We start from the raw sequence: 11,001 nt of genomic DNA, 5'->3' as shown, positions 1-11,001 counted from the left end.
GGCCCACGGTGAGGGAAAGTTCGTCGCTGGCGACCGGAATCCCGGCGTCAGTCGTGGTCGGCTTGGGTTGGTCATTGGTCATGGGTGTGTCCTCCTTGACGGGCCCAGAACCGTCCGAGACGGCAGGCCGGGCTGTGGTGGTGCAGGGCGCGATCCGACGCTGCTGGCCGGGTCACGCGTCATCTGGATTGAGGGCGCGGAATGCGAATCCGGCGGCGGCGCCGCCAACGAGTTCGGCCACGATGTAGACCCACAGCGTCGACCAGCTGAACAGGCCCATGACCGCGCCGCCGAGGGCAACAGCAGGGTTGAACACGCCACCGGAAATCCCGCCAACGGCGACAGCGCCAACCATGACGGTGAATCCGATGGCCAAGCCGTAGAAGGAGTTGTTCGGATGATCCCTGCTGGTGGCCACGTTCAGCACCACATAGGCCAGAGCAAAGGTGAACAACAACTCCGCCACGAACGGGGCGGCGAGCTGACCGGAAAACGTCAACGTCGCGGCGTGCCCAGGACTGACGACCGCGCGGACGACCAACGCGGCGAGGACCCCGGCAACCAACTGCGCCAGCCAGTACATGACCGCTTCACTCAGCTCGATCCGGCGTCGTACCAACGCAGCCATCGTCACCGCCGGATTGACATGACCACCGGAGATATGCCCGGCCGCGTAGACCATGACCATCAAAACCGCGCCAATAGCCACCGGGGCAAGCACGCTGCCACTGCGCACACTGGCACCAACTGTGAAAACCAGGAAAAACGTCCCGATCAGCTCGGCGACCGGCTTCCGACCAGCCAGACTAGCCGAGATGACCTTCGTTGGTTGAGCGAGAACATCCATAACCGCGAGAATCGCCCCGCAACGCAGCCATGTCGTCGCCGGTAACGCCCATCTACCCTGGCGGCCACCCAAACCTCGCACCTACCCGCTAGCTGTAAAAGCCCTCGTCGCTGTTTAGGAAGTGGTCTTGGTCAGGGTTCGTAGCCAGGTATCGATGATGGCGACATGCAGTGTGGCTTCGTATCGGACGGCGAGTTTGTCGTAGCGGCTGGCGACGGCGCGGTGGTGTTTGAGCTGGTTGATGCCGCACTCCACGGCGTGACGCTGCCAGTAGGTCGTGGGGTCGAAGGCGGGTGGGCGTCCTCCGGCCGCGCCACGGGCACGGCGGTGGGCGGCCTGGTCTTTCGGAATCGCGATCGCGGCTGGGATCCCGCGTCGTCGCAGGTAACGCCGGTTGACCGCGGACGAGTACGCCTTGTCTGCCAGAACCCGTTCCGGTCGGGTGCGTGGGCGGCCGGGTCCGATCCGAGTGACTCGGATGCCCTCCAGCACTCTAATCATCTGCGGGCTGTCGCCGCGCTGACCTGCGGTGAGAGCAGTAAACGATCAAAGGAAGATCCTCTTCCCCACACAAAAAGCCCGCTGACCTGGGATTTCATCCCAGACCAACGGGCTGTGGCGGTGGTGGGCGCAGCTGGGTTCGAACCAGCGACCCCTTGCTTGTAAGGGAGATCGACGCCGTTGACACCGCCATCTACCTGCGACTTTAGCCGCAACCGCTCCCCCACTGCCCCGCCGTAGCCACCCTCGTTCACTCCATTTCATGCCACGAGTGATGCCACAAATAGATCAAGTCGCTTGGCCACGAAGACCTCGGACGTACTTGTCGAGTGCATCGGTCGGCACCCTGCGGGACTGCCCAATCATCACAGACTCAAGGTCACCCGACTTGATCAACCTATAGGCGACTGTTCGGCTCACAGCGAGCCGGCGGGCAGCTTCCTCGACCCTGAGCATGAGCCGCGGCCCACCCTCGCGACCACGCTTTGGATCCGGCCCCTCATTCGTCACGTTGGCCTCCGCAAGCCGCGCAGCCACTGCATCGGCAATCAAGACCGCAAAGCCCTGGACGACAGCGTCAAGATCTCCAGATCGAGTGCTGTTCTGCCCGTTCTCATTTCCGAACTTCATCCGTCACCTTCCACTGACTCCCTGTACCCGGCTGTTCCAAGCCATTGCGTGTCATCTCACCGTGTACTCGGTTGGCGCCCACTGTCAGAGGTTTCGGCAACACTCCCTGTATGGCAAACGACCAGATCACGATCATGGTGAAGGGCGTCCCCCAACAAGACGAGCACCGGTGGGAAGACCAGCGATCCCTGATCCAGGAGTCCGGAGCCCGCTACGACCGGGACGCTCGGGCCTGGTACCTCGAACTCGACGCTGCCGACAGCGAACGGCTCGCTGCCTCACTGATGTGCCTGTTCAAAAGCGCGCAGAAGTTCGGCACAAAGGTCCTGGTGCTGGATCCACACACAGGCATGCCAGCTATGCCTTCCAGCTAGCCGAACGTCTGTTAAAGCTCAGGGCATCCCTGCTCGTCTGGGACCAGCGGAGCGCGATCGGCCACGGTCAGACGCGTGAACCGTATGGGCTAGATTGCACTCCACATGCCGGTGAAGCCAAACGTGCTCAACAGTCCTCGGCGAACTGTAAACATCGACTCAACAACCTCTTCCCAATCTAGGTACCCCGTATGGCCCAGTTCCATCATGAGCTGCGCAAGCCATGAGGTCCGGCAGAAGAAAGCAGTCAGGTCTTCACTATGACCGTGATCACGGCTGCGGTGGCGGAGACCAGCGTCCCAACCGCAGAGAAGCTTGCAGCGACTCCGTGGAAACCTGAAAGCAGACGGCCGAACAGGCGCCCCCATGCAGATCGGCGGACGAGCCACTTGAGCTTCTGCCAGCGGTGCTCCCGGATCCAGCACCCCATCAGGATGCCGTTGGCGTTGTTTCGGCAGAACTCCTGGTTCCGGGTTTCAGCGCAGCACCACACCGGCGCTTGAAAAAGGCTGTACAAGAACGTCACGGCCGACAGCACGATCAAGATGTTCGGCCCTAACGAACCGCTGAACCAGCCGTACACCAGGACGAGCGCAGCAACATAACCCCAGTACTTCCTCAGCAACTTCACGCGACCTGAACCTAGAGCGCAAGAACGTACGAGGTGAAGGACCAAACGGGTAATCTTGATCAAGCGACTGGAACCAAGGCTCAGCCAGCCTTGCGCAGTAGGACACGCGTCTGTTCCATTCGCCCGACGGCGTTGCCGCCGTGAATTTGTCACGCAGATTCAAGCGCTCTCGGCGTGATTCCAGATCGAAATCAGCGGTGCTCCGATGGCACATCGGGTTCGTCGCTTGGCCGCAGGTCGAGTGCGAGTTGGCCGCCGTCAATCGCAAACAGCGGCGTGAACGGGTCTGGGTTGCCGGCTAGGCATCGGGCGCAGTCCACGGGAGCGGTGACTGCCTCGGAGTCACCTGCCAACGCCAAGGTTGCCAGCGGCTGGTGGCAGGCGGGCACAGGTAGCTTGAGCCCGCCGATCCAATCGCGTAGTTCGACGGCGTGCACGCGTCGGTTAGGGCCGGGCTGACGCAGGTTCCGGTTGCGGAACCGGGCGCACTCGCGCTCGGACATCGCGCGCAGCGCCAGGGACGTGGCGTCGGTGCGGCGCTCGATCGCGGTCACCTGATCAGCGTGGCAGGCCACGAAGGCCCGAGCGTACCGCTCACCTGGTGATTCCGGGCTCTCGCAAAGCAACCACGCTCTTCCACAACTTCGTTCTCACGAGTTTCATGTGCAGGTGGCCTACGTCCATCTCTCCGGTGCTCGCAGAAGGGCCCGCCAGAAGGCGCTTACTCCCTTGCGGCTTAGGACCTTTCGGCAGTACTTCATCGGGCAGGCGTTGTCGACATTCGGTGACAGCCTTGTGCCTTTGACCATCGCCTTCGCCGCGCTTGATGTAGGCGGCCCCGGGGCACTGGGCCTCGTGTTGGCGGCGAACCGGGTGCCGATCGCGATGTTGGTGCTTTTCGGCGGAGTACTAGGAGATCGATGGGATCGGCGTTGGGTGATGGTCGGGGCCGACGTGCTGCGTTGTGGCACACAGATGACTACGGGTCTCCTTCTGATATCTGGGTTCGCCGAGGTGTGGCATCTGGTGGTGTTGCAGGGGCTCTCTGGCGTGGGGACGGCGGTTTTCGTTCCTTCTGCGAGCGGGCTGGTTCCGTCGCTGGTGCCTATGGAGAGCCTGCAGAAGGCCCATGCGTTTCTCGGGTTGGCGGCGAACACGAACAAGGTGTTGTCGATCAGCCTGGCGGGAGCGCTGGTCGCGACGGTAGGCCCTGGGATTGCGCTGTTGGTGGATGCAGTGACCTTTGCCGCGTCTGCGGTTTCGCTGCTGCTGTTGCGGTTGCCGTCGACCGCGCGCGGGTCGGGTAGGCGCAGCCTGTGGGGTGATGTTCGAGACGGCGTGCGGTTTGTCATCCGGACGCCGTGGTTGCGGGTGCTGTTGGGCTATTCGGCGATGCTGCAAGCTCTTGTCATCGGTCCGCACATGGTTGCCGGTCCGCTGCTTGCGAACGAGGTGTTCGGCGGTGCTGGAGCGTGGGCAGCCATCGGTGTGGTGCAGGCAGTCGGGTCGATCGTGGGTGGAATGGTGGCGATTCGGTGGTGGCCCAGGCGCCCGCTGCGCACCGTGTTTGGTGTTGGTCTGCTGATGACGCCCTACCTGCTGTTTTTCGCATGGGGCGCGCCGTTGTGGCTAGTGGCTGCGAGTGCGGTCGCAGTTGGCATGCAAGGCGCGTTGTTCATGGCGATGCAGTCGACAATCTTGCAACAACGGGTGCCCGCGTCAGCGCGCTCCCGTGTGGCCGCATGGTCCCAGCTCGGGAGCCTCGTATTGCTCCCAACATCGCTTGCCGTGGCTGGCCCGGTAGTTTCCGAGATCGGTGGCGAAACCGTACTGCTCGTAGGCGTCGGCTGGTTGGTTCTGTCGACCGGATTGGTGTTGAGCAGCTCCTCTATTCGGAGCCTGGACGTGAAGGAGGCCTCTCCCGTCGAACCGGGAGAGGCCTCAGCGGCGTGATCTATTGCGTGCGACTGGTGACGATGTCGAGAGCGGCAACCGCGGTGTCGGTGAGCGTTTCGCAGACCGGTACGGCGTGGCGGCGGGCGACGTAGATCAGGTATCGGTTGCGTTCGGGGTTCGGGCACTCGGGTGGGCAGCCGAGCACCGCTTTGCCCGTGGTGACGTCCAGGCCGAACTCCACATTCGTCGTGAAGCCAGGTAGCGACTTCACGTCTCGCGGAATCCAGAAGAGGATGGTGGTGGCAACGCTGCGGGCGTCGGTCTCCCAGTCGACTTGGTCGTCGTAGTGCTCAGCGCGTTTCCCGTCCCTGGATTCAGGGCTCAGGACAGTGAGTGGCTCGGCGCCGGTCCATTGGGCGGCGAGCTCGCGGATCGCGGCAGGCCTCCAAGATTCGACAGCACCGCTGCGCGGAGTTGGTCCGGCGAGGAACACGGACGAACCGTCCGCCGGGATGGATTCCCGAGCCATGACCAAGTTGATGTTCATCGGGCTGCTCCAGTCTGTCGGGCGGTTTGCTGTGGGGTCCAGGGCAGCGGCAGGTCGTCGCCGTCGGTTCGGGGCACGACGTGCAGGTGGAGGTGGAATTGGGTCTGCGTGGCCGCGGCTCCCTTGCTGGTGATGACGTTGGCCGCGGGCAGCTCGGCGGCGAGGTCGGCCGCGGCGGCCATCGTGTGTGCGGAAACCGCCGGAGCGGTGCCGACGTCGGGGACGTGCTGACGCGGGATCACGAGTACGTGGCCCGGCGTCACCGGATGCCGAGGTCGGATGGCAATGGCCTCGGGCCACTGCCGGACGACGGTCGCGGGAGCATGGCCGACCAGGATGTGGCAGAACACGCAGTCCAGAGAATCAGGCTCAGGTTGGTGCATCGTTGCGGATCTCCGTTAGTACAGGGTTTTCCAGGCGTCGGCGGGGTCGAGGTGTTCGGTGGGGGCTGCCCGCCACAGCAGGCGGGCAGCACGTTTCAACCAGTTGCGCATCAGGTGTGTCGGATCGGGAGGTCGCGCAAGGTGAGCTCGGTCCAGCCGTCACGGTGGAGGTAGCCCACGGAGAGCCGGGCGGCGCGGCGTTTGATGGTGCCGTTGCGGTAGCTGGCGAGAGCGGCGTGGAAGGCGTCAGCGATGTAGGTCATGCCAAGGTCCCAGATGTCGGTGTGGTTGCTGTCGAGCTGTTCGAGCGTGTAGTTCCGCTTGATGTTGGGCACCACGGCCACGCCTGCGTTGTCGAGGATTCGGATGCCGTCGAGCATTTCGGTGTAGGAGTCGGCGCCGAGGACGTAGTCCGTTTCGACGATGTCGAAGCCGACTCGGCGGGCGCGGGCGTACTTTTCGACGTGTTGGGCGAAGGTGATCGAGCCTTTCTTCTTGCCCCACTGGCGGATTCGTTCGGTGTCGTTGAAGCACTCGACGGTGCCGATAAATCCGAGGCAGCCAGCCTCGCGGAGTTGCTCCATCGCTGCGGCGGAGTCGATGGCGTAGGTGAAGGGGAAGAACGCGGCGCTGGTGAAGCCCTGCCGTCGGTACTCCTCGATGAGCTGCAGCATCATCGTGAGCTCGCGTTCTTCGTCCGGCTGGCAGCCGGTGGTGATGTTGACTGAGATTAGTTCGGCTCGGTCCCAGCCGCGCCGGTCGTAGTCGGCGGCGAGTTGCTGGACGTGGCGGCTGATGTAGTCCTTCGGCGGCGAGGTGAAGCTCTTCACTGCGCCCCGGCTGCAGCCCAGGCAACCGCCCGCGCAGGTTGAATACGGCGAGACGATCGCCGCCGTCGGCAGCTCGTCGAACCGTGGCGAGACGCGGCTGTAGTAGTGGCTGCTGGCGCCGAAGATCTGCGCGTGAACGACGACCTCGGCAAGCACTTCACCGGTTGGCCGCAGCGTGACGCGCCCCCCGCGGCCATCGCGGGTGAAGACGAACGGCGAGGCTTCGCGGTAGTCGGGGATGCAGATCGTCTGGTAGTTCGACTTGCCGCATTCCGGGTCGGTGTAGACGAGGGTGTAGGTGCGGTTGTCGAGCGATTCGCTGGTGTCGCAGCCGACGAAGCCGATCAGCAACGAGAGCAGCTGCGTGCGGGACAGGTGGGTGTCGGGGTCTTCCTCAGCGCTGTCGTCGGTCGGGGTGAATGTCGCGAGGTAGTCGCGGGCGTCGCTGATGAACCGCTGCAGCCGTTCGTGGACGTGGACTCGGTCGGCCGGATCCAGCGTGGCGCTGGCGGCGGAAGGGCGGCTGGGTTCGACGAGCGGCAGAGGTTTGCGCAGGGACAATGGGGACTCCACTTCCTTCGGGTGGTGGAACCCGGCCGGGGCGGTGATCTGTGGAAGGTGAGGCGCCTCGGCCGGGCTCGTTCTTGCTGGTCCGAGCGGACCCGACACGCCACCTGCCGGGTGGCAGGCGGCGCATCGTCGCCCGGTCGGCGACCAGTCACGAGCGCTCAGGTGCAGCAGCTCTTCGGCGACCGGTGGCGATTTGCGAGACCGTCGACGGGTGGATGCCGTACTCGTGCGCGAGCTCTGCCTGAGTCGGTGCATTCGGGGACGCGAGCCGTGTACGGATCTCGCGGACCTGGTCGTCGGTGAGGAGTCGCCAGGTACGGCCAGCGCGGTCGATGTTCTCGCCAGGGCGCCGGATCGGCGGGTTGGCAGCGCGTCGGCGGGCACGGTAAGCGCGGGTGCGTTCGGCGCTGGACTCCCGGGCCATTACGCCGCCACCTCCCGGCGACGCAGCACCCAGGAGCCAACTCGGCGAGTGTTGGCGTATCGCTGCTTGTCGCGGTACATCGCTCGGTCGGCCAGATCCAGGAGCTCTCCGAGCTCTGGCCTGCCGACAGCGATGCCGATGCTCGCCGTGACATTGATCGTGTGCCTGTCGATGGTCATCGGCTCGGCAATGACCATTGCCAGCTGGCGGCGCAGGTCCTCGATGGCCTGGTCTTTGTGGACGTGATTGACCCAGAGGGCGAACTCATCGCCGGCGAGCCGGACGGCGAGTCGGTCGCGACGCTGGAGCGCTCGGAGTCGCTGGGCGACGGTGATGAGGACCTCGTCGCCGTGGCGGTGCCCGAAGGTGTCGTTGATGGCTTTGAACTCGTTGAGGTCCAGCATGATCAGAGCGACACGGCGCCCAAGACGGTGGCGGGCGGCTTCCTGCAGCGCGAGGCGATTGCCGAGCCCCGTCAGCGGGTCGGTGCGAAGTCGGCGTCGCAGCCGCGCTACGCGCAGGTGCTCGGTGGCCCAGGCGATGGCCGCCACGGCGAACCCGATTGCTGTGATCATCGCTGCTCACCTCGCGACCTGACGGCGGGTAGCTCGATGTCGACGTCGAGGTAGACCCGGCCGAGCTCGGAGTTGCCGCGGTTCGGGTAGAAGTCGCTGACTTCGCGGACGTGGTAGCGGACCGGGCTTTGGAAGGTGTGCAGCATGGTCTTGATGTCGGCTGCGGCGCGCTGGGTTTCGGCGCGGGTGCCGGTGATGCGGATCTTCATCACGCCACCTCCTCGACCGGGCCGTCGAGCTGGCCGGGGTAGAGATGAGCGGTGTCGGCGTCCCAGGAGCAGCGGCAGTTCCGGCAGCGGAAACGCCCACGGATTTCGACGGTTTCGCGCCCGCACAGCGAGCACGGCGGGTTCGGGAACTCAAGCGGTGGCGGTGCTTGCGTGATGCCTTTTCGCGGCATTGTGGTGTTTCTCCTCGGCTGTGGGTGGAATGCCTGGTCACCGGGGTGCTTGGCGGCTTCGAGGCGGACCAGGCGTGGACGGTCCATGCAGGTAGCGCAGGTGGCGGCCGTGCAAGAGGCACAAGGTTGCGGATGTGCGGCGCTAGGGTCGGTGCATGGTGATCGACGCGAATGTGGTGACGAACCTGCCGGGCTTGGACGATCGGAGGATGGACAACCTGATCGCGCTGCGCGCGGCCTGCCAGGTCTCCGGTCCGCCAGCCGAGTCCCGAGTCGTCCGGCCCTACATCGACGAGTTCACGCGGTGGTTGAGTGGCTCGACGAGCAATTCCGATCGGCTGATTCGGCGGTATGTCCTGCTGGCGGTGACCGAGGGCAGGTCGGCGTTGGGCACCTCGGACCGGGATTCCTCGGATGTGGCCCGGCTTGCCGACGAGGTTTACCGCAAGGTCTGTTAGCACGCGGCGCCACCGCCGTTGTTGCGGTCGGCCAAGGCACGGCGGACTTTGCCGAGGCTGAGTCCAGTGGCCTTCATCAGCGACAGCGGGTCGGGATTCGTCCCGGCCTCGATGGCGTGGTCGACCAGCTGGCGGATCTCATCAGGGCTCACCGCGGTCCGCGGTTCGGCGTTCGGAGCCGGTGTCGTGTCGAGTAGGTCGGTGGCGTCGCCGGTCATCATGGGCGCGGGCTCGGCCGCGCAGTCGGGGTCGAGCCGGGTCGGCGTCAACGGCTGGGCGCTAGGGTCCTCGATCAGCAGCGAGCGTGCACGGATCATCCGCGCGGTGAGCATGTAGCCCAGGCCGCGAGTCGCGGTGCCGTCGGGGAACACCGCGGGCAGCTGGTGGAGGCCTTCGGGCATCGGAGCGCCGGAGGTGATCATGTTGCCGCTGGTGCGTTCGGTGACGCGCAGGCCCACCACGGTTCCGCCCTTGAGCTGGTCGCGCAGGACGGTGGAGCCGCCGAGCTGTTTGGCCGAGGGCACCTGGGTAGCGAGCACGAGCGCGATGCCGTACTTGCGGCCCTCTTGCGAGAGCTTCTCGCACATGCGCCGCACGTCGCCGTTGTCGGTGCCGTCGTCCTCGTCGTTCATCAGCAGCTTGTGCGCTTCGTCGATGACGATGAGGATCAGCGGCATGTCCGGCGTCGGCTCGACCGATCCGCCGCCTTGGCGCTTGATCACCGTCCGTCGGCGGTCCATCAGCCTCAGCGCGTAGCGCAGCAGTTTCCGCGCATCCTTCGGGGTTTCGGCGAAGAGCTTGACCCGGTTGCGCCAGTGCGGCAGCGACGCTCCCCCACCGCCGTCGACGATGAGCGGGTACACGCGGTCCGAGCAGCTGGCTTCGGTGAGGATCAGATCGAGCACCTTGGTCTTGCCGGAGCCGTTGACGCCGGAGACCAGGCCATGCGTCGCGCCGCCGCCGGGCCACCAGAACCGGTAGTGCAGCAACTCACCGTCGGCGGTGACCATCAGCGGGAACGTGCCCGCGGACGGGTCCAGTTGCGGCCTTTCCCAGCGAGTAACGGCCTGCAGCGGGTCGCTGGTGAGCACCGTGATCTGGGCTGTGCGAACCGAGGCACCGGGAATGGCTTCGACGAACACTCGCCCGTCAGGCAGGTCGAAGACCGACAGGATGGTGTTCTGAACTTTCATGATGGAGTGCCAGTGGTCGCCGATGTTCAGCTCGACCACGCCCCGCCACCCGAACGGCAACTCACTGATGTGGGTCAGCTTCGAGCCCGGCAGCGGTTTCCCGTTGGCGCCAACGTGTTTGCTCCACAGCTCGACGCGAGGATCCGGCCCGGACGGCGCCGCGGGCAACGCGGCTTGCTGTGGAATCGGCCTGGATCGTTCGGCGGTGATGTCGGGCTCAGGCTCGGTATGCCGAACCCACCACGGGACCGACAGCGCAGCACCGCAGGCCCACAGCAGACCGGCGGTGACGCCGGTCGGTCCGTCGAGCGCGAGAGCGGCCTGCCACCCGGCCGACCCGACAGCGGCTACACCGGCATAGAGACGATTCCAGCGCGAGGTCCGCTGGTGGGCGTAGCCGTAGGTGCCTGCAGCGACGGCCCAGCCAGCGGCGACCGGGAGCAGAGCGGCCGGGCCGGAAAGCGACGAGGCTGCCGCGCCGATCGCGTGCGTTGCGCCGATTCCGGCGAGCGGCAGGGCTTGGCGGCGCCAGCGCTTTCCCAGCCGCACGGCCTCTTTACCAAGCTGCGCCGTTACGTCAGTGGCTGGCTTCGGCGGCGTGTTTGCCTCGGTTTTCGTTGCTGTGTCAGGCATCGACGCGTTTCGCGCCGTGTGGCCGTTCATGGATGCTCCTCGGATCGTTGAGCTGTCCGGGTCCGCACCCCGCCCCGACGATTGCCGGGGCAGGACGCCCACCCGGCAG

The 11,001-nt window shown here is 65.4% G+C and carries 15 protein-coding genes and 1 pseudogene; 3 read left to right on the top strand and 13 right to left on the bottom strand.

Translation table 11 applies throughout. The annotated features are described in order from the left end of the window. Window positions 1-172 precede the first annotated feature (172 nt). From MOQ72_RS29410 to MOQ72_RS29400, 3 genes and pseudogenes are all read right to left on the bottom strand, one after another. Entirely contained in the window at window positions 173-919 is a 747-nt protein-coding gene (locus MOQ72_RS29410) for an MIP/aquaporin family protein (RefSeq protein WP_242188985.1), read from the bottom strand. 42 nt (window positions 920-961) lie between these two features. After that, window positions 962-1,369: pseudogene (locus tag MOQ72_RS29405) on the bottom strand (transposase); the annotation flags it as partial. Window positions 1,370-1,636: 267 nt separating this feature from the next. After that, the gene (locus tag MOQ72_RS29400; RefSeq protein ID WP_242188988.1) at window positions 1,637-1,804 is read right to left on the bottom strand and encodes a helix-turn-helix domain-containing protein; all 168 of its coding nucleotides are present in this window, start codon (window positions 1,802-1,804) and stop codon (window positions 1,637-1,639) included. 284 nt (window positions 1,805-2,088) lie between these two features. On the opposite strand from MOQ72_RS29400, the gene MOQ72_RS29395 reads away from it, so the two are divergent. Continuing rightward, window positions 2,089-2,352, top strand: a complete 264-nt coding sequence (locus MOQ72_RS29395) for a hypothetical protein (RefSeq protein ID WP_242188984.1) — start codon at window positions 2,089-2,091, stop codon at window positions 2,350-2,352. Between the two features lie 247 nt (window positions 2,353-2,599). Here the strand turns inward: MOQ72_RS29395 and MOQ72_RS29390 are convergent, their stop codons facing one another. Together MOQ72_RS29390 and MOQ72_RS29385 are read right to left on the bottom strand one after the other, a co-directional pair. Next, window positions 2,600-2,983 carry a hypothetical protein gene (locus MOQ72_RS29390; RefSeq protein WP_242188983.1) on the bottom strand — a complete coding sequence of 128 codons (384 nt, stop codon included), beginning with the start codon at window positions 2,981-2,983 and terminating at the stop codon, window positions 2,600-2,602. A 191-nt stretch (window positions 2,984-3,174) separates the two neighbouring features. After that, on the bottom strand, window positions 3,175-3,537 hold the full coding sequence (locus tag MOQ72_RS29385) for a hypothetical protein (protein WP_242188982.1): 363 nt from the start codon (window positions 3,535-3,537) through the stop codon (window positions 3,175-3,177). 115 nt (window positions 3,538-3,652) lie between these two features. Between MOQ72_RS29385 and MOQ72_RS29380 the strand changes: the two genes are divergently transcribed. Continuing rightward, entirely contained in the window at window positions 3,653-4,936 is a 1,284-nt protein-coding gene (locus MOQ72_RS29380) for an MFS transporter (RefSeq protein WP_242188981.1), read from the top strand. Between the two features lies 1 nt (window position 4,937). On the opposite strand, the gene MOQ72_RS29375 is transcribed toward MOQ72_RS29380, so the two are convergent. The 7 genes from MOQ72_RS29375 to MOQ72_RS29345 all read right to left on the bottom strand — a co-directional run bounded on the left by MOQ72_RS29375 (window position 4,938) and on the right by MOQ72_RS29345 (window position 8,695). Continuing rightward, window positions 4,938-5,426 carry a nucleoside 2-deoxyribosyltransferase domain-containing protein gene (locus MOQ72_RS29375; RefSeq protein ID WP_242188980.1) on the bottom strand — a complete coding sequence of 163 codons (489 nt, stop codon included), beginning with the start codon at window positions 5,424-5,426 and terminating at the stop codon, window positions 4,938-4,940. Next, window positions 5,423-5,809 carry an HIT family protein gene (locus tag MOQ72_RS29370; protein ID WP_242188979.1) on the bottom strand — a complete coding sequence of 129 codons (387 nt, stop codon included), beginning with the start codon at window positions 5,807-5,809 and terminating at the stop codon, window positions 5,423-5,425. The genes MOQ72_RS29375 and MOQ72_RS29370 overlap by 4 nt, the downstream gene beginning before the upstream one ends. Before the next feature lie 110 nt (window positions 5,810-5,919). Continuing rightward, a complete protein-coding gene (locus tag MOQ72_RS29365; protein WP_242188978.1) occupies window positions 5,920-7,200 on the bottom strand; it encodes a hypothetical protein in 1,281 nt (426 codons plus the stop codon). 157 nt (window positions 7,201-7,357) lie between these two features. Then, entirely contained in the window at window positions 7,358-7,633 is a 276-nt protein-coding gene (locus MOQ72_RS29360) for a helix-turn-helix domain-containing protein (RefSeq protein WP_242188977.1), read from the bottom strand. Then, complete coding sequence (locus MOQ72_RS29355) at window positions 7,633-8,208, bottom strand: GGDEF domain-containing protein (RefSeq protein WP_242188976.1); 576 nt, start codon at window positions 8,206-8,208, stop codon at window positions 7,633-7,635. The genes MOQ72_RS29360 and MOQ72_RS29355 overlap by 1 nt, the downstream gene beginning before the upstream one ends. After that, on the bottom strand, window positions 8,205-8,417 hold the full coding sequence (locus MOQ72_RS29350) for a hypothetical protein (RefSeq protein WP_242188975.1): 213 nt from the start codon (window positions 8,415-8,417) through the stop codon (window positions 8,205-8,207). The genes MOQ72_RS29355 and MOQ72_RS29350 overlap by 4 nt, the downstream gene beginning before the upstream one ends. Then, window positions 8,417-8,695, bottom strand: a complete 279-nt coding sequence (locus MOQ72_RS29345; RefSeq protein WP_242188974.1) for a hypothetical protein — start codon at window positions 8,693-8,695, stop codon at window positions 8,417-8,419. The genes MOQ72_RS29350 and MOQ72_RS29345 overlap by 1 nt, the downstream gene beginning before the upstream one ends. Before the next feature lie 68 nt (window positions 8,696-8,763). Between MOQ72_RS29345 and MOQ72_RS29340 the strand changes: the two genes are divergently transcribed. Further along, window positions 8,764-9,066 carry a hypothetical protein gene (locus MOQ72_RS29340; protein WP_242188973.1) on the top strand — a complete coding sequence of 101 codons (303 nt, stop codon included), beginning with the start codon at window positions 8,764-8,766 and terminating at the stop codon, window positions 9,064-9,066. Here the strand turns inward: MOQ72_RS29340 and MOQ72_RS29335 are convergent. Further along, window positions 9,063-10,808, bottom strand: a complete 1,746-nt coding sequence (locus MOQ72_RS29335; protein ID WP_242188972.1) for a P-loop NTPase family protein — start codon at window positions 10,806-10,808, stop codon at window positions 9,063-9,065. The genes MOQ72_RS29340 and MOQ72_RS29335 overlap by 4 nt on opposite strands. Window positions 10,809-11,001: the final 193 nt, after the last annotated feature.

The sequence above is a fragment of the Saccharopolyspora soli genome (assembly GCF_022678645.1).
Lineage (GTDB): Bacteria > Actinomycetota > Actinomycetes > Mycobacteriales > Pseudonocardiaceae > Saccharopolyspora > Saccharopolyspora soli.
This window is presented reverse-complemented; position numbering and strand designations above follow the sequence as displayed.

Bases quoted from the DNA above. Each gene is read 5' to 3' on its own strand.
- MOQ72_RS29400 (WP_242188988.1), bottom strand. From the start codon at position 1,804: ATGCTCAGGGTCGAGGAAGCTGCCCGCCGGCTCGCTGTGAGCCGAACA.
- MOQ72_RS29395 (WP_242188984.1), top strand. From the start codon at position 2,089: ATGGCAAACGACCAGATCACGATCATGGTGAAGGGCGTCCCCCAACAA.
- MOQ72_RS29375 (WP_242188980.1), bottom strand. From the start codon at position 5,426: ATGAACATCAACTTGGTCATGGCTCGGGAATCCATCCCGGCGGACGGT.
- MOQ72_RS29370 (WP_242188979.1), bottom strand. From the start codon at position 5,809: ATGCACCAACCTGAGCCTGATTCTCTGGACTGCGTGTTCTGCCACATC.
- MOQ72_RS29360 (WP_242188977.1), bottom strand. From the start codon at position 7,633: ATGGCCCGGGAGTCCAGCGCCGAACGCACCCGCGCTTACCGTGCCCGC.
- MOQ72_RS29355 (WP_242188976.1), bottom strand. From the start codon at position 8,208: ATGATCACAGCAATCGGGTTCGCCGTGGCGGCCATCGCCTGGGCCACC.
- MOQ72_RS29350 (WP_242188975.1), bottom strand. From the start codon at position 8,417: ATGAAGATCCGCATCACCGGCACCCGCGCCGAAACCCAGCGCGCCGCA.
- MOQ72_RS29345 (WP_242188974.1), bottom strand. From the start codon at position 8,695: ATGGACCGTCCACGCCTGGTCCGCCTCGAAGCCGCCAAGCACCCCGGT.
- MOQ72_RS29340 (WP_242188973.1), top strand. From the start codon at position 8,764: ATGGTGATCGACGCGAATGTGGTGACGAACCTGCCGGGCTTGGACGAT.